The sequence below is a fragment of the Melittangium boletus DSM 14713 genome (genome assembly GCF_002305855.1).
Taxonomy (GTDB): Bacteria; Myxococcota; Myxococcia; order Myxococcales; family Myxococcaceae; genus Cystobacter; species Cystobacter boletus.
Map to the genome: position 1 here is coordinate 7,677,350 of NZ_CP022163.1, position 24,140 is coordinate 7,701,489.

At 69.9% G+C, this 24,140-nt stretch carries 19 protein-coding genes and 2 pseudogenes; 12 read left to right on the top strand and 9 right to left on the bottom strand.

Features of this window, described 5'->3' with window-relative positions; translation table 11 throughout:
• Positions 1-273: 273 nt before the first annotated feature.
• The 3 genes from MEBOL_RS31850 to MEBOL_RS31860 form a co-directional block, all read right to left on the bottom strand.
• Positions 274-1,011 (bottom strand): hypothetical protein, encoded by a 738-nt coding sequence (locus MEBOL_RS31850; protein ID WP_095980965.1) that lies wholly within the window; start codon positions 1,009-1,011, stop codon positions 274-276.
• A 303-nt stretch (positions 1,012-1,314) separates the two neighbouring features.
• Positions 1,315-2,052 (bottom strand): hypothetical protein, encoded by a 738-nt coding sequence (locus tag MEBOL_RS31855; RefSeq protein ID WP_095980966.1) that lies wholly within the window; start codon positions 2,050-2,052, stop codon positions 1,315-1,317.
• An 83-nt stretch (positions 2,053-2,135) separates the two neighbouring features.
• Positions 2,136-4,253, bottom strand: coding sequence for an outer membrane protein assembly factor BamB family protein (locus MEBOL_RS31860; protein ID WP_342747689.1), 2,118 nt, complete (start codon positions 4,251-4,253; stop codon positions 2,136-2,138).
• Between the two features lie 171 nt (positions 4,254-4,424).
• On the opposite strand from MEBOL_RS31860, the gene MEBOL_RS31865 reads away from it, so the two are divergent.
• From MEBOL_RS31865 to MEBOL_RS31895, 7 genes are all read left to right on the top strand, one after another.
• Positions 4,425-6,575, top strand: a complete 2,151-nt coding sequence (locus MEBOL_RS31865) for an HTH domain-containing protein (RefSeq protein WP_095980968.1) — start codon at positions 4,425-4,427, stop codon at positions 6,573-6,575.
• Between the two features lie 55 nt (positions 6,576-6,630).
• A complete protein-coding gene (locus MEBOL_RS31870) occupies positions 6,631-7,551 on the top strand; it encodes a HEAT repeat domain-containing protein (RefSeq protein WP_095980969.1) in 921 nt (306 codons plus the stop codon).
• Positions 7,552-7,555: 4 nt separating this feature from the next.
• Entirely contained in the window at positions 7,556-8,164 is a 609-nt protein-coding gene (locus MEBOL_RS31875; RefSeq protein ID WP_170115634.1) for a hypothetical protein, read from the top strand.
• A 21-nt stretch (positions 8,165-8,185) separates the two neighbouring features.
• Complete coding sequence (locus MEBOL_RS31880) at positions 8,186-9,511, top strand: homoserine dehydrogenase (protein ID WP_095980971.1); 1,326 nt, start codon at positions 8,186-8,188, stop codon at positions 9,509-9,511.
• 105 nt (positions 9,512-9,616) lie between these two features.
• The gene (locus tag MEBOL_RS31885) at positions 9,617-10,618 is read left to right on the top strand and encodes a biotin--[acetyl-CoA-carboxylase] ligase (RefSeq protein WP_095980972.1); all 1,002 of its coding nucleotides are present in this window, start codon (positions 9,617-9,619) and stop codon (positions 10,616-10,618) included.
• A gap of 15 nt (positions 10,619-10,633) precedes the next feature.
• Positions 10,634-11,404, top strand: a complete 771-nt coding sequence (locus MEBOL_RS31890) for a type III pantothenate kinase (RefSeq protein ID WP_095980973.1) — start codon at positions 10,634-10,636, stop codon at positions 11,402-11,404.
• The gene (locus MEBOL_RS31895; protein WP_095980974.1) at positions 11,401-12,540 is read left to right on the top strand and encodes a hypothetical protein; all 1,140 of its coding nucleotides are present in this window, start codon (positions 11,401-11,403) and stop codon (positions 12,538-12,540) included. Before MEBOL_RS31890 ends, MEBOL_RS31895 begins: the two co-directional genes overlap by 4 nt.
• Before the next feature lie 53 nt (positions 12,541-12,593).
• Here MEBOL_RS31895 and MEBOL_RS31900 read toward each other — a convergent pair whose 3' ends face one another.
• The 4 genes from MEBOL_RS31900 to ald form a co-directional block, all read right to left on the bottom strand.
• Positions 12,594-14,324 (bottom strand): response regulator, encoded by a 1,731-nt coding sequence (locus tag MEBOL_RS31900; RefSeq protein WP_095980975.1) that lies wholly within the window; start codon positions 14,322-14,324, stop codon positions 12,594-12,596.
• Positions 14,325-14,505: 181 nt separating this feature from the next.
• Positions 14,506-15,336, bottom strand: coding sequence for an anti-sigma factor family protein (locus MEBOL_RS31905; RefSeq protein WP_095980976.1), 831 nt, complete (start codon positions 15,334-15,336; stop codon positions 14,506-14,508).
• A gap of 67 nt (positions 15,337-15,403) precedes the next feature.
• A complete protein-coding gene (locus MEBOL_RS31910) occupies positions 15,404-16,057 on the bottom strand; it encodes a sigma-70 family RNA polymerase sigma factor (RefSeq protein WP_095980977.1) in 654 nt (217 codons plus the stop codon).
• Between the two features lie 207 nt (positions 16,058-16,264).
• Positions 16,265-17,398: an alanine dehydrogenase gene (ald, locus tag MEBOL_RS31915; RefSeq protein ID WP_095980978.1), complete on the bottom strand. Its 1,134-nt coding sequence runs from the start codon at positions 17,396-17,398 to the stop codon at positions 16,265-16,267.
• Between the two features lie 161 nt (positions 17,399-17,559).
• Here ald and MEBOL_RS31920 point away from each other — a divergent pair, with 161 nt between their 5' ends.
• The gene (locus MEBOL_RS31920) at positions 17,560-18,864 is read left to right on the top strand and encodes a radical SAM family protein (protein WP_095980979.1); all 1,305 of its coding nucleotides are present in this window, start codon (positions 17,560-17,562) and stop codon (positions 18,862-18,864) included.
• Positions 18,865-18,874: 10 nt separating this feature from the next.
• A complete protein-coding gene (locus tag MEBOL_RS31925) occupies positions 18,875-20,323 on the top strand; it encodes an amidase (protein WP_218920832.1) in 1,449 nt (482 codons plus the stop codon).
• Between the two features lie 36 nt (positions 20,324-20,359).
• Here the strand turns inward: MEBOL_RS31925 and MEBOL_RS31930 are convergent.
• Positions 20,360-20,863, bottom strand: a pseudogene (locus MEBOL_RS31930) (response regulator); the annotation flags it as partial.
• Positions 20,864-21,592: 729 nt separating this feature from the next.
• Positions 21,593-21,895, bottom strand: a pseudogene (locus MEBOL_RS44185) (response regulator); the annotation flags it as partial.
• Positions 21,896-22,036: 141 nt separating this feature from the next.
• Between MEBOL_RS44185 and MEBOL_RS31940 the strand changes: the two are divergent.
• From MEBOL_RS31940 to MEBOL_RS31950, 3 genes are read left to right on the top strand one after another with little or no spacing between them, the layout of a single operon-like run.
• Positions 22,037-22,519 (top strand): chemotaxis protein CheW, encoded by a 483-nt coding sequence (locus MEBOL_RS31940; RefSeq protein WP_095980980.1) that lies wholly within the window; start codon positions 22,037-22,039, stop codon positions 22,517-22,519.
• Complete coding sequence (locus MEBOL_RS31945; RefSeq protein WP_095980981.1) at positions 22,516-22,893, top strand: Frizzy aggregation protein FrzB; 378 nt, start codon at positions 22,516-22,518, stop codon at positions 22,891-22,893. Before MEBOL_RS31940 ends, MEBOL_RS31945 begins: the two co-directional genes overlap by 4 nt.
• 5 nt (positions 22,894-22,898) lie before the next feature.
• Positions 22,899-24,122: a methyl-accepting chemotaxis protein gene (locus MEBOL_RS31950; protein ID WP_095980982.1), complete on the top strand. Its 1,224-nt coding sequence runs from the start codon at positions 22,899-22,901 to the stop codon at positions 24,120-24,122.
• Positions 24,123-24,140: the final 18 nt, after the last annotated feature.

Below are 24,140 nucleotides of genomic sequence, written 5' to 3' on the forward strand. Positions count from 1 at the left end.
CGGGTTTTCTTTGGGGCACGGTCGTGGTGAATTGAAAATGCGGGGGGTCGATCCGGCCTGTCACGGCGGACGAGCAACCCGAAAATAGAACGACCAGTGGCAGAAGCGATGCCAGGCGCGCAAGTCGTTTGGGCGAGAACGCCGTGGACTCTTTCGCGGTAGGGGGCTCAAAGGCGGGAGTCGGGGACCTTGGGCGTACTCGGGTCATCGCAACTCCCTCCTAGAGTTTGCTGGGGGCCGGGAACCGTACGGGGTGCTATGTAGCCAGACCGGTCAGGGCTGAACGGAGCGCGGCTCGGGCTCCGGTTTCTTGACGGCCACGTAGCACCTCCCCTGGTACTCGGCCGTTCCCGGAGGGCAGGGGGCATCCCGTCGATGAGGCATCCAGCAACCACCCCGGATTTCCACTTCTGTTTCGGGTAGGCAGGGAGGCTTGCGCTGCTCCTTGAAGGGCGTCTCTGGCATCGGGTAGGCGATGACTGGGGACGACAGCTTCTGTCCAGTCATGAAGACGGGCGTGTCGTCGGGTAATCCGTGCGTCTTTGGCGGTGTGGCCGTGCGCGGCCAGAGCAAGAGGGCGAGTCCCGCCGCCAGGGTCAAGCCCACGCCCGCGACTCCCCAACGCCTCACCCGGTGCCGTGAGCGGAGCGGCCGGGGTCCGCACTCGAAGTGGGCCCGGACATCCTCTCGTTCATCGAGGCGAGCCAGGGTTCCCGCGAGGCGGATGAAGCCCAGGGTCATCTCGTGGAACGAGGGCAACTTCGCCCCGGCCATACGCTTGGGATGCAGGACGAGGGCATTGGGCTCGATGTGGTTCGTGGTCTCCGTTCGCCAGGGCGAGTGCGTGCGCCAGTCATCGCCCGTGCCCTGCATCACGACCAGTGCGGGCTCTCCCGTGGCGACATGGTGTGCCTCATAGAGTTGGCCTTCGTCCTCGGGGATGTCCGGGTAACGCTCACCGATCAGATACGAGCCCAGCCGACGTCCTTTCCATTCCGGTGTGTCGCTCATGATGAGCCTCCTATGCTCGCCGCAAACTACTCGCGATGTCGGACCGTTGTATAGACCCAAGAGGTCATGAAACAGCCGGAATGATGGGTGTCAGATGGGGGGTGGACGAGTCGGCCTGGAGCGACATCAAGCCCACTCCGGCGCGCACCTCGGCCAGCATGTTCGCTAGCCCGCCGAGTCCACGCATACGGGCACGCCTTTGCCCTCCAACTCCCCAGAGATGTACAGCTGCTTGCCGCTGAGCGGCGGCGTGGAGCCGGTGCTTCTTGGGGGACGAGCGGGAGAATTGGCTTGGACGACCGGTCAAGGCTGGACGGAGCGCGGCTGCGGGTCCGGCTTCTTGACGGCCACGTAGCACCGGCCCTGGTACTCGGCCGTTCCAGGGGGACAGGGAGCGGGCCGTTCATGCCGAATCCAGCAGCCGCCCCGAACTTCGACTTCCGTTTCGGGCATGCAGGGAGGCTTGCGCTGCTCCTTGAAGGGCGTCTCGGGCATCGGGTAGGCGATGACGTGGGCGGAGACGTCCTGTCCGTTCGTGAAGATGGGCGCGTCCTGGAGCGGACCGCGCGTCTGCGGATGCGAGGAGATGCGCGGCCAGAGCAAGAGGGCAAGTCCCGCCACCAGGGCCAGGCCCACGCCCGCGAGTCCCCAGCGCCTCACCCAGTGCCGTGAGCGGAGCGGCCGGGGTCCGCGCTCGAAGTGGGCCCGGACGTCCTCTCGTTCATCGAGGCGAGCGAGGGTTCCCGCGAGGCGGATGAGGCCCAAGGTCATCTCGTGGAAAGTGGGGAGCATCGCGCCAGCCACGCGCTTGGGGTTTAGGACGAGGGCGTTGGGCTCGCTGTGGTTCGTGGTCTCCGCGCTCCAGGGGGTGGGCGTGCGCCAGTCATCGCCCGTCCCCGGCATCACGACCAGCGCGGGCTCTCCGGTGTCGACATGGTGTGCCTCGTAGAGTCGGCCTTCGTCCTCTGGGATGTCCGGGTAACGCTCACCGATCAAATACGAGCCCAGCCGACGTCCCTTCCACTCCGGTGTGTCGCTCATGACGAGCCTCCTGTGCTCGCAGCAACCTGCCCGCGATGTCGGGCCGCTGTATAGACCCAAGAGGTCATGGAACAGCCGAAATGTCAGTCGCCCACCACCGCGAAGTGCGAGCCGAGCCGATAGGCGGAGAGCGTGCCGAATTCGTCCAGGAAGTAGAGGTTGAGCCGGGAGTCGGCCTGGAGTGACATCAAGCCCACGCCGGCGCGCACCTCGGCCAGCACGTCGCCCCGGGTGGGATCCACCGCGCGCACGCGCTCGCCAGGCACCAGCACCACTCCGCGCGAGACGATGGGTTGCAGCGCCCGCGTGAGTTGCTCTCCCGCCGCGCCCAGGCGCCAGTCCACCTCGCCCGCGTCGCTCACCCGCGCCGCCGCGCCCAGCGCGGATGTCACCAGCACCGCGCCGGGGAGCCGCGCCAGCGCGAAGGGGCCCGGGCCCAGGTGCAGCGCGCGCTGCCACCTCGCCTGGCCCGCCGAGTCCACGCACACGAGCACGCCTTCGCCCTCCAACTCCCCGGCGATGTACAGCCGCTTGCCGCTGGGCAGTGGCGTGGAGGGCAGGGCGAGCGACATCTCGAACGTCCACACCGACTCGCCCGTGTGCGCGTCCGCGAGCAGCAGCGCCGAGTTGGAGCCCTGGCCCAGCAGCGCCACGAAGTGCTTCGCCCACGGCACGGGCGCTCCCAGGAAGGGTAGGGACGCGCTCATCCGGAAGCGCACCTGTCCGTCCGCCAGGCCCAGTCCGTACAGGTAGCCCGAGTCCGTCGCCAGGAGGGCCCGGTGGGCGTGCACGCTCAGGTAGCCGCGCCGCGTGCGCGGAGGCGTCTGGCGCCACACCTCCCGGCCCGTCAGCTCGTGGATGGCGAGCGCCACGCGATCATCCGCCAGCGTGTAGAGCATCCCGTAGTGCCGCAGGAGTTGTGGACCGATGCGCAGGGCCTCGTGTCCGCGCATCCAGGCCGCGCCCGAGCCCTTGCCCGGAAAGCCGCACAGGCGCGCCGCGCTCGCCGCCAGGGTGTAGCCGTCCACCGAGGCCGCCACGCCGTGCGATGCCGCCCGCCGCCACTGCTGCTTGCCCGTCTTGCGATCGAAGCCGCACGCCATGTCCGGGGACGAGTACACCACGCCCTTGGGGCTCATCATCAACCGACCCTCGTCCGCGTCCGCCAGCTTGCGCTGCTCCCACAGGCTCTCGAAGCGCAGGCGGCGCAGGCGCCCCGGGACCTTCAGCGGGCGGGAACTGCCCGGCGCCGGTACGGCCCTCGCGGGCGTGGCGGTGCCTTCCCCAGCGGGCCGCACCACGTCGCGCAGGTGCGACAGGCCCTCGCGGCAGCGCTCGGCCAGTTCCACCAGGTAGGGGTTGCTCGCGAGCGCGCGCTCGTGCTCGGACAGGGTCACCGCCAGGGTCTGCCCCAGGTGGTACACGGCCGCCATCAGCTCCTTGGCTCCCAGTGAAAGGGTGGCCGCTCCCAGGCGAGCCTCGCCCGTCTTCAAGTCCAACGCCAGCTCGGGCCGGACGCCCGCGGGCTCGAAGGCGAAGCGCGGCTCGCCCACTTCCAGCGCGCGCGCCAGGTCCGCCGCCTGCCGCGTCAGCTCCAGCGCGGTGAGGAACGCGGGGCCCATCGCGCGCCAGGCCACCGGGCGCTCTGGCAGTGCGAGCCACACCTCTCCCGGGCACAGCAGCGAGGCCAGCGCCGGGCCCTTCTCCTTCGCCGCGCGGCGCAGCACGTCGTCCGCGTCGTCCAGCGCGAAGCCGAAGCCGGGCACGGTGGCGGGGGGGACCCGTAGGGAGAAGGGCTGGGGCTTCTGGTCACGCACCAGGGACGTGGGCTCGTCCAGTTGCCGCAGGGCCCGCTCCAGCGTCTGGGCGGATTCCTCCTCCCGGGTGCGCGGAGATACCTGGACCAGGTCCTGGAGGAAGGACTGGCCGCAAACCCGGGCCGCTTCCGTCAGTTCCTCCGCGTCCAGGCGCAGGGGGGGGCGCAGGAGCCGGGCGGGCCGCGACAGGCTGGCCACCTGGACGTCGATGTCCGTTCCTGAACGTCTCAGCACCAACTCCAGGTGTGCCTCCGTGAGCGACACCTGGGCCAGCCGCCGCGTGCCGCGGTGCAGCGCCGCCACGGCCTCGAGCAGCGCGGACACCCCTTCCACGAGGGGTTCCTCGACCGCGCCCGGCAGCAGATTCACGCCGTCGAGTTCCATGGCTACGGAATCGTGTGGCGCTCCCGCGGGTTCGCGCTTCCATCGATGTCCGATGCGAAAGCGGATCATCCCTTCCCCATTCGTTGACAAGCCAGAATAGCGATGGCTAGCATCCGCCGCCCATACGGACCTACATTTTTGTAACCGTTTGAATTTATTGGGGAATCGTCGATGACTTTTTATGAGGCCGCTCTCCGCGTGCTCGAGAGCGAAGGCCGTCCCCTCCACTTCCTCGAGATCACCGAGAGGTCGATCGCCCAGAACCTGTTGTCCCACGTGGGCAAGACGCCCGAGCTGACGATGTTGTCGCGGCTCGCGGCGATGGCCCGTCGGACGCGCGATCGCAAGGTGATCGTCACCGCCCGGGACACGTTCGCCCTGACGGACTGGTCGCTGCCGGAGGACGCGGAGGCGCTGGCGCACACGGGGGTGATGGAGGTGCATCCCGAGGAGGGATTGCCGCCCTTGCGGCCGACCGAGCGTCACCCGGAGTCGCGCAACGACAACGTGCGGGTGGCGGGGCGGGGGAGCGATCGCAAGCAACGCCGGCGCGAGGACGAGGAGGATGCACGGGGTGGACGGCGTCGCCGTTTCCCGCCGCTGCCGGAGGTGGTGTTCGAGATCCTCAGCGAGGCGGAGCAGTCCCTGCGTCCGGAGCAGTTGCTGGAGCAGGCGCGCACGAAGGAGCTGGCCGCCGAGGACGTCACGGTGGAGCTGCTGCTCACCGCGCTGCTCGAGGACAACCAGCGCCGCATCGACGCGGGACGCCGGCCGCAGTTCTCCTTCTCCAAGGAGACGGGCGCGGTGACGCTGGAGCGCGCGGGCGCTCCGAGCGAGGCGCCGCCCCTGGAACTGCAGGCCGCGTTCGCCGCCGCCCTGGGCATTCCGCTGGAGGATGGACGTCCGGTGCTCAACCGCACGGGTGGCGCCGCTCCGGCCCCCGAGGCGCAGGCGGATGCCGCGCTGCTCACCGCCGCGCGCACGGCCGTCAAGGACGCGCGCAAGGCCGTGGCCCGCGCGGTGCGCAAGCGCCTGGGCGAGCTGGACGTGGGCACCTTCGAGAAGTCCGTCGTGAAGATGATGCACGCGCTGGGCTTCCGTGAGCTCAAGGTGGCCAAGCGCTCGAAGGAAGGCCCGTTGCTCACCGCGCGCAAGCGCGAGGGCAGCGTGGACCTGCGCTACGCCATCCGCATGCTCAAGGGCGTGCCCGCGCTCGACCGCAAGGCCGTGCAGGAGCTGCGCAAGGACCTCGGCCACTACTCCGCCCAGGTGGGTCTGCTCGCCTGCGCGGGTGAGGCGCGGGGCGATGCGCGCACCGAGGCCCAGGCCAGTGGCTCGCTGGTGATGTTGTGGTGCGGCGACGCGCTCGGCGAGAAGTTCCTCGAGGCCAAGGCCGCGGTGAGCGTCACCACGGTGGAGCTGTACGACGTCGACGAGCGCTTCTTCGAGGTGGCGAAGCTCGAGGCCGAGGAGGCGCAGAAGCGCCGCGAGGAGCGCCAGCGGGAGAAGGAGGCCCGTGCTGGCGAGGGCGAGGAGGGCGGCGAGGAGTCCGCGCCGCGCGACACCTCGGTGTCCGCCGAGTCCGGAGAGGCGCAGAAGCGGCGGGAGGAGCGCCGCGAGGAGCGCCAGCGCGAGCGGGATGCCCGGCGGGAAGAGCGCCGTCGCGAGCGGCAGGCCTCTCGCCAGCAGGAGGCCCAGGGCGGTGAGGCCCAGGCCCCCGGCGTGCCCGTCCCCCTTGAGGCCGCCGCGCCCATCGCCCCGTCCGAGGATGAGGAGGGCGACGAGGAGGGGGAGGACGAGGATCTGGAGGCCGCGAGTGCCTTCGTCGGAGGGCAGACGGAGGGCGCGCCCGCTTCGCAGGAAGAGGGCGCGAACGCGGGCGAGCGCAAGCGCCGCCGCCGTCGCCGCCGGGGCCGTCGGGGCCGGGGTAATCGTCCCGAGGGCGCACCGGGTGAGCCCGGGGCCGCCGCCGCTCCCACCGAGGGAACTCCCGCCGTGAGCGGCCCGAGCGAGGGTGGGGCCGAGGCGGTGACCTCCGCGGAGGTGGCTTCCGTGGAAGGCGCCGCTGGGGTGACCGTCACCGAGGCCACGCTGGCCACCGTCGCCGAGGCGGTGCCTCTGGAGACAGCACCCCAGGAGGCCGCGCCCCAGGTGGAGGGAGCTCCGGCCGCGGTCGAGACCGTGGAGCCGTCCTCCGCGCCGCCGTTGCCGGAGAACCCCCCGGCCATCGAGGCCCAGCCGTCCACCGAGGAGGCGGCTGCCCCCCATGGGGATCCCCGGCCTTCCTCGAATGACGGCTCGCCGGAAGGCGGGACGACCTGACATCCTCGCGGTCCGAGGGTGAGGGGCGCGCGGGACTGGGTTAGGGTAGGCCGGTATGAAGCCCGGCCTGATCCTTTCCCTGGTGGCGCTGTTGCTCGGTGCCTGCCGCTCGCGCGAGCCGCGCTTCCCGGTGGAGCGCCTCGAACTCGAGGGTGGAACGGTGGTGGACAACGGCCTGCTCGGGTGGGGGCCGTCGGACATCCGGGCCCACTTCGCGCAGGTGTTGAGTGACAGTCGGCGCTTCGAGCTCCTCGCGGAGGACGACTCGAAGCGCCAGGTCGCGGACGCGTGGTCGTTCTCGCTGGAGTTGCCCTTCACGCGCGAGGTGCTCAAGGACAGCAGCACCTATTCCTTCGCCGAGGTGGGTGCCACGCTGGTGATGGAGCGGCGCAATGGGGAGGTTCCCCTGCGCTACCAGGTGGTGGGCCTGGGCGAGGCGCGGGTGGAAGCGAAGGACGCCGCGGCGCGGCGCAAGGCCCTGCGCGAGGCGCTCCAGCGAGGACTCGTCCAGGTGTCCGAGGCCGCGGGGCTCCAACTGGCGGCGGTGGAGCGTCCGGACGCGGCACTGCTCCAGGACTTGAAGTCCCAGGACGAGCGGGTGCGCGAGTTCGCGCTGCGCGTGCTCGCGGACCGGCGCAACCCCGCGGCGGCGCCGCTGCTCATCCGCCAGCTCCAGGATGAGGATGTCCAGGTGGCGCGTCAGGCCATGGGGGCGCTCGTGGAGATGAAGGATCGCGCCGCCATCCCCGCGCTCATCGACCTGGTGAAGGATCGGGAAATGGGTTTCGTGCAGGAGGTCGTCTTCGCCATTGGAGAGATTGGTGGCGCCGAGGCCGAGGCGTACCTCTTCACCGTGGCCCAGGGGCACGATCAGCCCGATGTGCAGGCCGCGGCCCAGCAGGCGTTGGATACGCTCTACGCAGCACACAAGCACGCCACTCCGGAGGCGCGCGGGAAGGACCGCGCGGAACACTAGAGACATGAAGCGCTCGTCTGTCGTCGTACGAATGGGCCTCGGGGCCGCGCTGGTGCTCGGGGCGGGTGCCTGCGCCAGCCGTCAGCAGGTGGCCGAGTCCGCTCCTTCTTCCCCTCGGGGCGCGGAGAACCTGTCCGCCTACTATCCGCTCGCCGTGGGCAACCAGTGGACGTACCGGATCAACGGGCGCACGGACAAGACCGTGACCGTGGAGATCGTCAAGGAGGAGGGCGGCTACTTCCACGACAACCAGGGGGGGCAGCTCTCCGTGGACACCTTCGGGGTGAGGGATCTCAAGCGCTACCTGCTGCGCGGCCCGCTCACCGAGGGCAACCAGTGGACCAACGTGGTGTCCGTGTCGTCCACGGAGCACTACCGGATTCTCCAGGCGAACGTGCCCTGCGAGACGGCCGCGGGGGGCTTCGCCTCCTGTGTCCGGGTGGAGGCGCGCAACCGCGTGGACGCGGAGACCACGCTCATCAACGCCATCACCTTCGCCGAGGGCGTGGGGCTCGTGAGGCTGGACCTGTCCGTGGAGAGGGGCAGCGGAGAGCGCGTGCCGCAGACGTCGTTGGAGCTGGCGTCCTACCAATTGAAGGACTCGGGCCGCTAAGGCGCGGGCGAGAGGGAAGACATGAAGGAAATCGGCATCGCCCTGCTGGGTCTGGGCAACGTGGGATTGGGGACGTACCGCATCCTCGCGCAGCACGCGAAGGACATCGAGCGGCGCCTGGGCGCGCGGGTGCGCGTGCACCACGTGCTGGTGCGCGAGCCGGGCCGCTCCCGCCCCGAGGACGTGCCCTCGGCGCTCCTCACCCATGACATCAAGACCGTCCTCGCCAACCCCGAGGTGTCGGTGGTGGTGGAGTTGATGGGCGGGCTCAACCCCGCGCGCGAGTACCTGGAGCAGGCCATCGCCTCGGGCCGCCACGTGGTGACGGCCAACAAGGCGCTCCTGTCCGCGCACGGCGAGGCGCTCTTCTCTCAGGCCGTCGCGCGGGGCGTGGAGGTGCACTTCGAGGGCGCGGTGTGCGGCGGCATCCCCATCATCCGCACGCTGCGCGAGGCGCTGGCGTCGGATCGGGTGGAGTCGCTCACGGGCATCGTGAATGGCACCACCAACTTCATCCTCTCGGCCATGGCGGACGAGGGCGCCACGTACGCGGACGCGCTGCGGCGCGCGCAGGAGCTCGGCTACGCGGAGGCGGACCCCACGCTGGACGTGAGCGGCATGGACGCGGCGCAGAAGCTGTGCCTGCTCGCCTCGCTGGCCTTCTCCGCGCGCGTGTCCCCCGCGTCCATCCTCGTGGAGGGCATCACGGGCCTCACGCCCGCGGACATCACCTACGGGCGGGAAGCGGGCTTCGTGCTCAAGCTGCTCGCCCGGGCGCGCCGGAGCCCCGAGGGCATGGACGTGCGCGTCCACCCGGCCTTCATCCCCGCGGCGAGCCCCCTGGCGGACGTGAAGGGCGGGTTCAACGCGGTACTCCTGCAGTCCGCGGCGCTCGGGGCCTCGCTCTTCTCGGGCCTGGGGGCGGGCTCGCTGCCCACGGGCAGCGCGGTGGTGGCCGACATCATCGACACCTGCCGCAACCTGCTCGCGGGGGCCTCGGGCCGGCTGCCCCTGCCGTGCGCGCCGCACATGCAGGACGTGCCGCTCCTGTCGCCGGGCGAGCGCCGGGGGCCCGCCTACCTGCGCTTCTCCGTGAGCGACGAGCCCGGTGTGCTGGGCCGCATCGCCAGCGTGTTGGGCGAGAAGGGGGTGAGCATCAACTCGGTGCTCCAACGTCCCCCGCGTCCCGAGGACGCGCACGCCACCATCGTCGTCTTCACGCACGACACGCGCGAGTCGGATGTCACCGCCGCGGTGCAGTGGATCGACTCGCTGCGCAGCACCCGGGCGCCCACCCAGGTCATTCGCATCGAGGAAGGGCGGGGCCTCTTGCTGTCTGGCCGTTAGGTGGAAGAGCGGGCGTCCTCCCCGGAGGGAGGGGCGGGCGCCCGTTGAAAGTCGGGTCGACCCTCCCTACCCTGGAGCCCCTTCGAGCGGGAAGAGGGCAGCGCCATGGGTGTCGAGAGCAGCGAGCGGACGTACGAGGAGCTCATCCTGGGTTTCCTGGTGGAGGGTCGGGACGAGTTCCTCTCCGGGGAGGCGCTGTCGGACAAGCTGGGCCTGTCGCGGACCGCCGTGTGGAAGCACGTGGAGTCGCTGAGGGGCAAGGGCTACCGCATCGACGCCGTCCCCGCGCGGGGCTACCGGTTGATGGACGTGCCGGACAAGCTCACGCCCCTGGAGCTCTCGCCCCTGTTGTCCACCCATCACCTCGGGCAGGGCATCCACTTCCACGAGTCCCTGCCGTCCACCAACGAGGCCGCCTTCCGCCTGGCCACGGACGGCGCCGAGCACGGCGAAGTGGTCATCACCGAGCAGCAGACGGCGGGCAGGGGCCGCCGGGGCCGCGCATGGGCCTCGCCCTCGGGGCTGAACCTGTATTTCTCCGCCATCCTCCGTCCGGAGCTGCCGCCCCAGCGCGCGCCCGAAATCACCCTGGTGGCCGCGGTGGCGCTGTGCGAGGTGTTGCGCGAGGAGGGCGCCGACGCCCGCATCAAGTGGCCCAACGATGTGCAGCTCGGGGGCCGCAAGGTGGCGGGCATCCTCACGGAGTTGTCCGCGGAGCCCGAGCGGGTGCACTTCGTGGTGCTCGGCGTTGGCGTCAACCTCAACGCCGGCCCCGAGGACTTCCCACCCGAGCTGGCGGAGACCGCCACCTCGCTCGCCCAGGGGCTTGGCCGGCGCGTCAACCGCGCCCTCTTCACCACCTCGCTCTGGGCCCGCCTGGAGGAGTGGCTGGACTTGCACCATGAGGTCGGATTCGACCCGGTGCGTCAGCGCTGGATGGAGCTGTCCAGCACGCTGGGCCAGGAAGTGCGCGTGCGGACAGAGCGGTCGGAATTGCGTGGTGTCGCTGAAGACATCGACGCCTCGGGTGCGCTGCGGGTCCGCACGGCGGACGGGCGCCTGGAAAGGGTGCTCGCCGGGGATGTGGAGCAGGTGCGGCCCCGCTAGACTGCGCGGCGAGCCATGCTTCTCGCCATCGACGTTGGCAACACCAACACCGTGCTGGGGGTGTACGAGGGCCAGCGCCTCCTGGACCACTGGCGTCTGGAGACGAGCGCCCGCCGCACCTCGGACGAGTTCGGCATCCTGGTGCGTCAGCTCTTCCAGTCCAGCGGCATCGACCCGGGGAGGGTGGACGCCGTCGCCGTCTCCAGCGTGGTGCCGCCGTTGCAGTCCCACCTCGGGCGGATGAGCGAGCGCTACTTCAAGACGCGTCCGATGTTCGTCGGGCCCGGCGTGAAGACGGGCATGCCCATCCTCTACGACAACCCGCGCGAGGTGGGCGCCGACCGCATCGTCAACGCGGTGGCCGCCTACGACAAACACCACTCGGGCCTGGTGGTGGTGGACTTCGGCACCGCCACCACCTTCGACGCGGTGACGCCCCGGGGGGAATACCTCGGTGGCGCCATCTGCCCTGGCATCCACATCGGCATGGAGGCGCTCTTCCAGAACGCCTCCAAGCTGCCCCGGGTGGAGCTGGCCCGTCCTCCCCACGTGGTGGGCCGCAACACGGTGCACTCCATCCAGTCCGGCCTCTTCTATGGCTACGTGGGCCTGGTGGATGGCCTGTGCGCGCGCATTCGCGCGGAGCTGGGTTTCGAGACGCGGGTGGTGGCCACCGGGGGCCTCGCGTCCCTGGTGGCGAGCGCTTCCACCCATATCCACGAAGTCGACGAATTCCTCACCCTCGAGGGACTGCGCATCATCTACGGAAGGAACCACGCCCCATGAGCACGACTCCCGAGACCCCCGCCGCGACTCCTCCTGGCTGTCCCATCTCGGCGGAGATCCTTCCGCCCAACATGCGCAAGCACGTGGATCCGGCCGCGCCGCCGCCCCTGCGGATGATGGCCGCCAAGGCCCTGGTGCCGCTCGCGCCCGCGGACATGCTCGGCGCGCTCTTCATCCTCACGTTCGACGCGGACGCGGGCGTGCGGGACACCGCCACCAAGACGGCCGCCGCCCTGCCGGACCGCTTCTCCGCGGGGCTTCGCGACGAGGATGTCCCGGCACCGGTGCTCGGCTGGCTGCTGCCCCTGCTGCGCGCCAAGGACGTCTACGCGGAAATGCTGGTGCTCAACGCCAACACGCCCGACGAGGCCGTGGCCCTGGTGGCGCGGGAGTGCAGCGCGAAGATCGCGGAGATCATCGGGCAGAACCAGCTGCGCATCCTCCGCCACGAGGACATCCTGCGTCAGCTGTGCGCCAACCCCAACGCGAGCCCCGCGCTGCTCGACGGCGTGTCCGACTTCGCCGTGCGCAGCGGGTTGTCGCTCACGGACGTGCCCCAGGTGCAGGCCGCGCGCGTGCGCCTCTTCGGGCCCCAGGCCGTCGCCGCTCCGCCCGAGGTGGGCCCCACCGCCGAGGAAGTGCTGCAGGAGTTCCAGGAAGACGTGGTGAAGGAGAAGGAGGAGACCGCGGCCCCCATGGAGGAGGGCAAGCGCATCAGCCTCACCCAGCGCATCATGAAGATGAGCATCGCGCAGAAGATCAAGCTCGCGACGCTGGGCAACAAGGAAGCGCGCGGCATGCTCATCCGCGACACGAACAAGCTCGTGTGCACCGCCGTCATCCGCAGCCCCCGCATCACCGACGGCGAGGTCCTCAACTGCGCGGCGAACAAGGCCGTCAACGAGGAGGTGCTGCGCATCATCTACGGCAGCCGGGAGTGGACGAAGAACTACAAGATCAAGATGGCGCTGCTCAAGAATCCCCGCCTGCCGCTCGCCGTGGGGATGAAGTTCCTCAACACCCTGCGCGAGAACGACATCAAGGATCTGTCGCGCGACAAGAACGTGCCGTCCGCGCTCCAGGGTGTCGCCAAGAAGATGTTGGAGAAGAAGAACGAGAAGAAGCCGGAGAAGTAGGCTCCGGACCGGGGGCCCAGGGAGGCGGGGAGAACAATCCCCGCCCCGGTCTCTCAGGCCACCGCTTCCTCGTCGTCGTGGATGGCCACCGGCTGCTCCTCGAGCAGCTGCGAGGCGATGGCGAGCGCCTTCTTCGTCTTCTCGCGCACCTTCTCGTCGGACTTGATGCGCGCGTAGAGCTTGGCCACCCGATCCTCGTTGCGCGACACCGACTCCTCCAGCTCGGTGATGCGCCGGCGCAGCTCGTCGCTTTCCTGGCCCGCCTGGGCCCTCACGGCGTCCAGCTCGGCCCGGGTGTTGTCCAGCTCGGCCCGGACGTTCTCCGCGTCACCGCGCGCCGCCGCCAGCTCCGCGTCGAGCTGGTCCGCGCGCGCCCGGATCTCATCCGCGTCACCCAGCTGCAACTGGTACTGCTCCACCTCGGTTTGCAGCGCGGTGGCGCGCGCCGTGGCGCTCCGTGCCTCTTCCCGGGCCGCGGCGAACTGCTGCTCGATGCGCCGGCGCTCGGCCGTGAGCTGCTCCGCCTTCGTCTGCAGGAGCTTGAGCTGCGAATCCTTGCGGGTCAGCTCCTCCGTGGAGCCATTGGCCTGCTGCTCGAGGGCGAGCAGACGATCCTGCTGCTCGACGATCTCCTGCTCCTTCTGGTTCAGCTCGGTCTTGAGCCGGAGGATTTCCCGATCCTTGCGGTTGGAGGCCTCGCGCAGTTGGAGGGTGGCCTGATCGTTCTTGCCCACCGAGGACTTCACCGTTTCCAGCTCGGTGGTCTTCACGTCCAGCTCGGCCTCGAGCTCCGCGACGCGCGACTCGGCGGTGCTGGCCTGGCCCCGTGCATCATCCAGGGCTCCCTCCAGCTCCGCCACGCGGGTGCGAAGGTTGCGCAACTCGGCCAGGTCCGCCGCGGACGTGGCGCTGGCGCTCGCGGACGCCGGACGGGCCGCCGGAGTGGGAGCGGGAGCGGGCACGGCACGGGGAGCGGCCACGGGGACCGGGACCGGGGCCGGAGTGGGAGCGGGACGGGGCGCGGCCACCGCGGGCGCGGCACGAGGCGCGGCCACGGGGACCGGAGCCGGAGCGGGTGCCGGAGCCGGCGCGGGCATGAAGCCCACCATCGTCTTCTCGTCGTCCATCCCGAGCGAGTCGAGCGACGCGTCGTCTTCGCCACCACCGAGGCTGTCGAGCGAGAACTCCTCGTTCGGAGCCTCCGGCTCTGGCGGCGTCTCCACCGGCTCGTCGAAGGAGCCCAGGGCCGGCTCCGAGTCCGCGAAGGGCGAGTCGAGCATCGACAGCTCGTCGCCGTGGTTCTCCAGCGGCTCGCCCTCGATGGCCAGCTCCTCGCCATGCACCGGCTCGTCACCCGTGCCGTCCAGGCCTCCGAGCGAGAAACCATCGTCGACGACCTCGCCCGCGGGCAGCTCGGGGAAGCCGATCAACCCTCCCACGCGCTCCACCAGCTCGTCGGCGTGCACGGGCTTGGCCACGTAGTCGTCCGCGTGGGCCTTGAGCTTGCGGTGCTGGGCGAAGCCATCCGGGTTGCCGATGATGATGATGGGGATGGGCTTGAGATCGTCGTCCTTCTTCAGCTTGCCGCAGATGAGGTAGCCGTTCTGTCCGGCGGACAAGTCCACCGCGAGCACCACCAGCTCGGGCCGGTCCCGGCGGATCTGCTCCACGCTGCCCTTGCCGTCGGTGGTCTCCTGCACCGCGAAGCCCCGGGCCTCCAGGGCCTGTCGCAGGGTCGCGGAGAGGGCGGTGTCACTTTCGACAATCAGGATGTTCTTGGACATGGAGGGAGTGCCAGACCTGGAAGGGCAGGTGCCCGCCGCGAGGGGGCGCGGGGACGGTGAGTCTGAAAAAAGTCGCTCGGAAGGCTATCGGTGCCCATCCAGACCGTCAATCTTCGGTCCACTGCTGGCGCGAGGCCGTCCGCCTCGTGGGGCAGGCAGGCGATCCCCCGGCACGGGTGGATCAGGGCTGTAGCGACACGGGACGCGCCTGCGGCTCGGGCGCCGTCGGGGAGGAGGGCCGCGCCTGCTGGGCGTGCTGCTGCGCGAGCATGTGGCGGATGTCCGATTCGTCGAGATCCGACACCAGCTCGTAGACGACCTCTCCGTCGCGCCACATGGCCACGTTGTAGCCGAGGCTGGAGTTCACCTGGACGGCGGGCAGGGGAGGCGCCTCCACTTCGCGCCGGGTGTCATCGAAGACGAAGAGCCCGATGCGGCGGGCGGGAGCGCCCTGGACGTCCGCGCTGCGCTCGTAGCTGATGTACGCGGCGGGACGATCCTTCACATTGGAGATGCGCGCGCCGGACAGCTTCACGTTGGGCCAATGGGGGACGGAGACCCGGTGATCCAGCTTCCCATCGAACCAGGCCTCGACGTTCTCGCGCGAGGTGCCCGCGACTTCCGTCGGCAGCTTCTTGGTGTGCCGCCGCACGGCGTCTTCCCGGTAGCGCTGCGAGTGCTCGGGGCGGAACATCCACCAGGCACTGCCGCCCACCGTCACCATGACGAGGGCCGCAGCGCCCATGCGCCACCAGGCCGCGTGGGCTTCCCGGCGCTGCTCTTGATGGATGCCCGAGCGCAACCGGGAGCGGAGCGCGTCGGGCGCCCGGGTGGACGCGACGGCCTGCCGCGCGGCCCGGCGCAGCGACTGCTGCATCCGCGCCTCCTCATGAACCCGCTTCGCGCACCCGGGACACCGCTCCAGGTGCGCCTCCATGTCCACCCGCTCCTCGGGTTGAAACTCGCCATCGAGGAACGGCTGGAGAACCGAATCGAATTCCTGGCAGTTCATGAGCGCTCAGGGGTGGAACGGCGACGGGCCGATGTAAATTGGCATTTCCGGGCCCATCAACCTCGGGCTACCCCACCTTCTTCCTGCGACGATACTCATCGAGGCTCATGGCGGCACTGTCCATGTTCGGCGCCTCGACTCCCTCCTGGCGCAGCACGCCCGTTCCCGCGGCGTACTCCTTGAGGGTCTTCTGGAGGAGCTTGCGGCCGCGGAAGAGCCGACTCATCACCGTTCCCACCGGGCACTCGAGGATCTCGGCGATCTCCTTGTAGGAGAACTCCTGCAGGTCCGCGAGGATGACCACCAGCCGGAAGTCGATGGGCAGCGCGTCGATGGCGCGCAGCACGTCGTCCGACAGGAGCCGATCGAAGAAGTATTGCTCGGGGTTGGCCGCGAAGTCCGTGGCGTCCCGGCTCACGAAGCGCTCGTGCACGGCCTCGCGCTCCACGCCCTCCACCACGCTGCGCTCCTTCACCTTGCGCCGGTAGCGGTTGATGAAGGTGTTGGTGAGGATCTTGAAGAGCCAGGCCTTGATGTTGGTGCCGCGCTCGAACTTGTCGAAAAAGCGGTAGGCCCGCATGCAGGTGTCCTGCACCAGGTCCTCGGCGTCGCGCTCGTTCTTCGTCAGTCGCAGAGCCGCCGAGTACAGCGGATCGAGGTGGGCCAGGGCCAGTTCCTCGAACTCCTGCTTGGTCCGATTGTTCTGCCTGAAGTCCAGCATGCTCCCGCCTTCCAGAGGCCCGAAATTACAGGCGATTGAGTCGTTAACCCTCCCGGCAATGTATGTACGGGAACAGAACGAGCAACAACCCAATCACTCCGCGCCGTTTGCACGGCTGCCCCAAAAGGCAGGAGACGCTTGACGCGAGCATTTATTCCCCACCCCCCCTGAAAAACGACGAAACAGGGGTTCAGGTGGGGAAGAGTCCTACTTGGAGCCCTTGGTGCTGAGGGCGTCGTGGATGGACAGGTAGCTGTAGCCGAGGTCCTTGGCGACGGCCTCGTAGGTGACGTGGCCGTTGTAGGTGTTGATGCCACGGGCCAGGGCCTTATCGGCCTTGATGGCCTCGACGAGGCCCAGGTCGGCGATCTTCCGGGCGTAGGGCCGGGTGGTGTTGGTGAGGGCGAAGGTGGACGTCTGGGGCACCGCGCCGGGCATGTTGGCCACGCAGTAGTGCACGACGCCGTGCTTCACGAAGGTGGGGTTGTCGTGGGTGGTGGGCACGCACGTCTCGATGCAGCCGCCCTGATCCACCGCCACGTCCACCACCACCGAGCCGGGGGACATCTCGGCGATGAGCGCCTCGGAGACGAGCTTGGGCGCCTTGCCCCCGGGGATGAGCACGCCTCCGATGACGAGGTCCGCCTCGCGCACGCTCTTGGCGATGCTCTCCGAGTCCGAGGCCAGCGTGGACACGCGGCCGAGGAAGACGTCGTCCAGGTAGGTGAGGCGCTCGAGGTTGATGTCGATGATCGTCACCTCCGCGCCCAGGCCCACGGCCACCTTGGCCGCGCAGGTGCCCACCACGCCGCCGCCGAGGATGACCACGCGGCCGCGGCGCACTCCGGGCACGCCGCCCAGGAGGATGCCCTTGCCTCCGTGCGCCTTCTCCAGGCACGCGGCGCCCACCTGGATGGCCATCTTGCCGGCCACCTCGCTCATGGGCTTGAGCAGGGGCAGCGAGCCGTCCTCCAGCTGGATCGTCTCGTAGGCCACGGCCGAGGCCTTCTTCTTGACCAGGGTGCGCGTGAGCTCCGGGTCCACGCCCGCCAGGTGGAAGTAGGTGTAGATGATCTGCCCGTCCTGGATGCGCTCGTACTCGGGCGCGATGGGCTCCTTCACCTTGACGATCATCTCCGCGCGCTTCCAGACCTCGTCCGCGCTCTGGACGATCTGGGCGCCCACGCGTTGGTACTCCGAGTCCGGCAGGCCCGAGCCCGCGCCCGCGTTCGTCTCGACGAGGACCGTGTGGCCCGCACCGGTGAGGGCGCGAACCCCGGCTGGAACCATGCCGACCCGGTACTCGCGGGTCTTGATTTCCTTGGGAACGCCAACAATCACGTGGGATGCCTCCGAAAGAGCCGCGACCAAGCGCGGAAAAAGCGGGCGGACCCTAGGCAGGGGTCTCGGGCGAGTCAAGACGCGCGCGGGCAAGCAACCCGGAGCCTCATGACGGCATGCCGCGTCGAAAGGAGCGGGCGGCAGTGATAGTTAACGGGACCATGACTTTGGCACCCAAGCTGTTGTTCGCGGACCCCAAGGGCCGGGTGATGGAGCACCCCTATCTGCTGGCCACCCTGCGCAGTGGCGAGGAGCTGGTTCCGCCCCAGGACAAGCCTATCCCCTTGCCCTCGGCGGGGCGGCTCGTGCACCTGCCTGGCCGCCTGCCCGTGGGCCTGCACCCGGAGACGGGCGAGCTGGAGCTGGTGCGCGAGATGAAGATGAACGGCAAGACGTTCGTGCCCAGCGCCGTGGGCGCGCTCCTGCCTCCGGGCTACACACGCACCTTCCTACCTGGCGAGGTGAAGGCGGAGGGGCCCGTGCTGCCGCAGTGGGCGTACACCGCCGCGGCCTGGGGCGAGGACGGGCCGGTGGCGTGGGCCATCCACACGGACACGCGCTCGCACTGGGATCCGGAGAGGTACTCGACGCCGGAGCTCAAGAAGCTCGTGGACGCGCACCTCGCGCGCTTTCCGGGCAACCGCGTGCTCAAGCAGCTCACCACGTGCGCGATGCTCTACCGCTGCTTCACCTCGCAGAACATCTTCTATGTGCGCGATGAGGGCGCCATCCCCGCCTCGGTGATGTGCAACGCGCGCTGCGTGGGGTGCATCTCGGATCAACCCGCGGACGGGCCGCCCGCGTCGCACGAGCGCATGGACAATGGTCCCTCCGCCGAGGAGATGGGCGTCATCGGGCTGCATCACCTGGAGAACGCGCCGGGCCGCACCATGGTCAGCTTCGGCCAGGGCTGCGAGGGCGAGCCCCTCACGCGCTGGAAGTACATCGCCGAGTCCATCCGCTACATGCGCGCGCGCTCCTCGCGGGGCTCCATCAACATCAACACCAACGCGAGTCTCACCCACGGCCTCGAGGCGCTCTTCGACGCGGGCCTGGACGCGGTGCGTGTGTCGCTCAACTCGGCGGTGAAGGATTTGTACGAGGCCTATTACAAGCCGGTGAAGTACGGCTGGGAAGACGTGGAGGCCTCCATTGCCCTCGCGCGCGAGCGCGACGCCTACCTGGCGCTCAACCTCCTGCTTTTCCCCGGAGTCACCGACCGAGAGGGCGAGGTGGATGCGCTCGCACGGCTGGTCAAGAAGTACCGGGTGGATCAGGTCCAGACGCGCTCGCTCTGCATCGATCCCATCCAGTACCTGGAAGTGGCGCGGGACAAGGGCGCGGGAGGCGAGCCCGTGGGCATTCGCGAGCTCTTGCGCCGTCTCAAGGCGGCGCGTCCGGGCCTCGTCATTGGCAACTTCGCGCGCGGTCTGGAGGAGCGGCGGAACGCGGGGGTTCGGAGATAGAGTCCGAGCCATGCAAGAACTCGCCTTCCTTCCCACGCACCAGATGGCCCAACGTGTCCTCAGTCGCGAGGTGTCCTCGGTCGAACTGTTGGACGCCCACCTGGGTCAGGTGGCTCGCAACAACGTGAGGCTCAACGCGTTGGTCACGCTGGACGAGGGGCGGGCGAGGGCGAGGGCGCGCGAGGCGGACGCGGCGCTGGCGCGGGGCGAGGTGTGGGGGCCATTGCACGGGGTTCCCCTCACCATCAAGGACGCCTTCGAGACGACGGGGCTGCGCACGACGAGTGGCTTCGATCGCCTGGCGCGCCACATGCCCGAGCGGGACGCCACGGTGGTGGCGCGGCTCAAGGCGGCGGGGGCCGTCATCGTGGGCAAGACGAACATGCCCCGGCTGGCGCTGGACACGCAGACGCACAACACCGTCTTCGGCCGCACGAACAACCCGTGGGATGTGGAGCGCACCTGCGGAGGAAGCTCCGGGGGCGGCGCGGTGGCGGTGGCCGCGGGCATGAGCTCGCTCGAGGTGGGCAGTGACATCGGCGGCTCCATCCGCATCCCCTCTCACTTCTGCGGGGTGTTCGGCCTCAAGCCCACGGACGGCCGCATTCCGCTCTCCGGTCACATCCCGGGGATGCCAGGCTCGCCCCGGGGGGTGCGCCATCAAGGCGTGGCGGGCCCCCTGGCACGCACGGTGGAGGATCTGCGGCTCGCGCTGCGGCTGTTGAGCGGACCGGATGGCCAGGACACCGAGATGCCTCCCATTCCCTTCCAGGACGTGCCGCGCCGGGAGCTGAAGCGCTATCGCTTCCTGTGGACGGATGACTTCGGCGGGATGCCGGTCTCGGCGGAGACCCGCTCGGCGTTGGCGGGATTGGCGCGCACGCTGGAGGACGCGGGGTGCGTGGTGGAGCGGGGCACGCCGGAGCTCGATTTCGAGCAGGTGTGGCTCACCTGGGGACAGTTGCTCGGCGCGGAGGTGGGCTCGGAGATGCCCGCCGCGGCGCGCCTCATGACGGCCCTGCATTTTCGCTCCATGCGGGGCGACTCCTCCATCAACCGGGGCATCATGCGCGGGTTGTGGGGGCGCATGTCGGACTACACCCAGGCGCTCTCCATGCGCGATCAGTTGATGGCGAAGGTGGAGTCCTTCCTGTCCGGCTGGGACGCGTGGCTGTGCCCGGTGACGATGAGCCCCGCCTTCACGCATCGGCCGAGTGGCGACTGGCTGGAGGTGGATGCGCGGCGCGTCCAATACATGGAAGGCACCGCCGGCCTGCCCATCCTCTTCAATGTGACGGGCCATCCCGCGGTGGCCATGCCGCTGCCGCGCGCGTCCTCGGGCTGTCTGCCCCTGGGCGTCCAGGTGGTGGGCCGCCGCTGGGGAGACGAGGCCCTGCTCTCCGTGGCCGAGGCGCTGACGGACGTGACGGGCCCCTTCCAGCGCCCCCCCGGGGTGTGACGAGGGCGGCGCCTCTGGAGGGGCGAGGCGCCGGGGCTACTCGGCGCCCGGAGCCACGGGGTTGAGTTCCTTGGCCACCAGGTTGCCCAGGACGGCGTCCTTGGGCACGTAGCCGTCGGCACCGGCCTCGCGGCAGATGCGCTGCAACTCCTCCACGTTCTCTCCGGAGCACAACAGCACCTTGATGCCCTTGAAGAGGCTGTTGCTCTTGATGAACCGGCAGAACTGCTCGCCGTTCACGTTGGGCATGCGCACGTCCAGCAGGACCAGATCCGGACGCGTCTGCTTCTTGAGGATGATCTTCGTCGCCTTGTCCGCGGAGTCGGCGATGTGCACCTCGAAGCCCTTGGACACCAGGTCCGCCTCGATGATGCGCGCCGTCATCTCGCTGTCGTCGACGATGAGGATGCGGGGCTTCCTGCCCGCCGCGGCCGCCATCTTCGCCGCGGAGGGGAAGCCCCCCGTCGCGGCGGGAGCGGGAGCGGCGGCGGGCGTGGGAGCGGGCTCGGGCGGAGCCGCGGGCGGAGGAGCCGCCACCACCGTGGGAGCGGGCGCGGGGGCCTGAGGCGACGGAGCGCCCTGCGGCGGGCGGGCCACGGTGGGCACCTGCGCGGTGGGAGTGAGGGTCGCGCGCGGAGGGACCGTCGCGGCGGGGGCGGCTGCCGGCCTCGTGGGCGCCGGAACTCCGCCCGCGGGGGCCGCTGGAGCGGCGGCACGCGGTGACGTGGGCGCCGGGCGGGCAGGGGATGGCGCGGGAGCACCCACCGCGGGAGCGTGCACGGGGGTCGCCGAGCGGGGTGGGGCCGCCTGACCTGGGAGTGGCGCCCGGGGCGCGGTGGCCGCCGGGGGAGGACTCGCCGGAGAGGGAGCGGCGGGGGCGGGACGAGCGGCGGGCGGTGCCACCGGGGCCCCCACGGGGGCTCGAGGCGGAGCGCCCGCCGGAGGCGTGGCGGGACGCGTCACGGCGGGTTGTCCGGTGAGCGACGGGCGCGGGGCGGCCCCGGCGGGTTGCGCCAGTGCCGTGGCGACGGGCCGGGGGGCGGCCGCGGGGGCCACACCGGGCTGGGCCGCGCCGGGCGGTCGTGCCGCCGGGGCGGGAGCGGGAGCTCGGGCGGTGGGCGCTCCAGCGACCGGCCGGGGCGCGGTGGGGGCTCCCGGGCGGGCGGCGGGCGCGGTGGACGGGGGTCGCGCGGAGGCCGTCGCCATGGGAGGCGCGCCCAGGATGCGCATGATCCCTCCGATGACGGCCTCCAGCCCACCCCCCTTGAGGATGTAGGCGTCGGCGCCGGACTGGCGGGTCTTGGCCGCCAGCTCCTCCTCGGAGATGTCCGAGTAGAGCACCAGCTTGGACGTGACCTTCTTCTGTGTGCGCAGATACTCGACGACGTCGTCGCCGAACATCTCCGGCATGTTGACGTCCATCAGGATGAGCGAGAACGGCCCCTCGGAGAGCTTCACTTCGAGGCTCGCAAGGTCGGTCGCTCCGGTGGCGTGGTAGCCAGCGGCGGAGAGCGCCCTCACCGTGAGTTCCACCAGCATCGGGCTATCATCGATGACCAGTACGCGAGACATCTTCCTCCCCTGGAATACAGCAGTCACCCTACACCGTTGAGAAGGCCCGGACCATGTGATTCGGTCCACCCTTGACCCACTTCGCTCGCCTCCGGATACTTTGGCGCCTTGACCAACACTCCCCTCCAGCGTGCGCTTCGAATGGCCCCCGATCGGGCCATCGCGAGCCAGGCCCGACCCGAACAGGAATTCTTCTGTTTCCGCGCAGGCGAACTCCGCCTCGCGGTTCCCAGTGAGAACGTGCTCGAGGTCATTCGGACAGGGCCCATGACGCCCCTGCCCCGCACCCCCTCCTTTCTCCTGGGCGTCACGGGACATCGCGGAGAGGTCATCCCCGTGATGGATCTGCTGCGCTTCCTCGGCAAGGGGGAAGCGCGCGTGGGACCGAGGACCCGCCTCTTCATCGGCACCAGCGGCAACTACCGCGTGGGCGTGGTGGCCGACGCGGTGCTCGGCCTGCGGCGCGTTCCCGTGGCCGACATCCTCCCGCCTCCCCTGGGGGGTGACGCCGCCGCGGAGCACCTGCTCGGCGTGTACGAGGTCGCCTCCGCCCAGGAGACCATGGCCCTCATCCACTTCACCAAGCTGCTGCAGAGCGCCCGCCAGCGCGCGGTGGTGCGATGATCTACGACGAGGAAGTCTCACCCTCGTTCGACGAGGTCGACGTCCTCTTCTTCGAGGTCGGCGACGTCGTCTACGGAACGGATGCGTCGCAGGTCCTGCGCATCGAGCGTTCACTCCCCGACGACCTCATGGTGCCGGAGCTCGGCGCCCTGAGGCGTGGCAACCGCGCGCTCGTCTTCGATGCACCTGAGGGCGAGGGCCATCTCAAGGTGGACGCCATCCGGGGGGTGCGTCCTGTTCCCATCCGGGACTTGAGGAGGCTGCCGCCCGTGGCGGGCGCCGCTTCCTACACGGTGGGTGTGTTCCTCGATCAGGAGCGTCCCGTGATGCTCATCGATCTTCTCGAAACCTTGAATGCTCAAGGAAGGCACTGAAGGCAATGTCGCTCGCTGATTCCAAGAACGAAGTGGTCTCCGCGGAGGGCTCGGCCCCCCGCTCGAAGAAGGCCGGTTCCCTCAAGCCCCTCACCGACACGGTGATCGCGGTGCTCGCGGGCAATCTCGATGCGCGCGTGGCCAAGAACGCCCTGGACGAGGACGCCGCGGACCTGGCCAACCTCTTCAACCAGCTGCTCGACCGCCACGCCGTCTCCGAGCACCGCAAGCAGGTCGCCGCCCAGGAGATCGATCAGGCCATCGACGCCCTCATCACCCTGGTGCGCGAGGGAGACCTGGCCTCGTGGAACACCACCACCGAGGACGCCCAGCTCGGGCCCCTGCTCGAGGGCTTTGGCAAGGTGATCGAGACCCTGCGCACCTTCGTGCGGGAGATCAACGAGGCGGCCCTGCGCCTGTCCTCGTCCTCCAATCAGGTGCTCGCCGCGTCCACCCAGCACGAGACGAGCTCCACCGAGCAGGCCGCGGCGATCCACGAGACCACCGCCACGATGGAAGAGCTCAAGCACGCCTCGGCGCAGATCGCCGAGAACGCCGGCAGCGTGGCGCGCGTGGCCGAGGAGACCCTGGGCGCGGCGCGCGCCGGCCGGGGCGCCATCGGCGAGTTCATCCAGGCCATGCAGCAGATCCGCAGCGACGGCGTCGCGGTGGCCGACTCCATCACCAAGCTGTCCAAGCGCGTGGAGCGCATCGGCACGGTGGTCGAGGTGATCGACGAGATCGCCGACCGCTCGGACCTGCTCGCGCTCAACGCGGCGCTCGAGGGCAGCCGCGCGGGTGAGGCGGGCAAGGGCTTCTCCATCGTGGCGGCCGAGATGCGGCGCCTCGCGGAGAACGTCATGGAGTCCACCAAGGAGATCAAGAACCTCATCACCGAGATCCGCGAGGCCACGGCCGCCGCGGGCACCGCCGCGGAGGCTTCCAAGGAAGCCACCGAGTCCGGTGAGAAGCTCGGCGCGGTGGCGGCCCAGGCCGTCGAGGGCATCCTCGCGGGCGTGCAGGAGACGAGCGACGCGGCCCGCGTCATCAATCTCGCCACCCAGCAGCAGCGCACGGCCACCGAGCAGGTGGTGGCCTCCATGGCGGAGATCGAGGACGTGACGCGCCAGACCACCTCGGCCTCCAAGCAGGCCACGGGTGCCGCCGCCGAGCTCAACCAGCTCGCCGGACGGCTGGCGGAACTCATCAAGCGTTTCAAGGCCGACTGATAACAGGAGGGGAGGGCC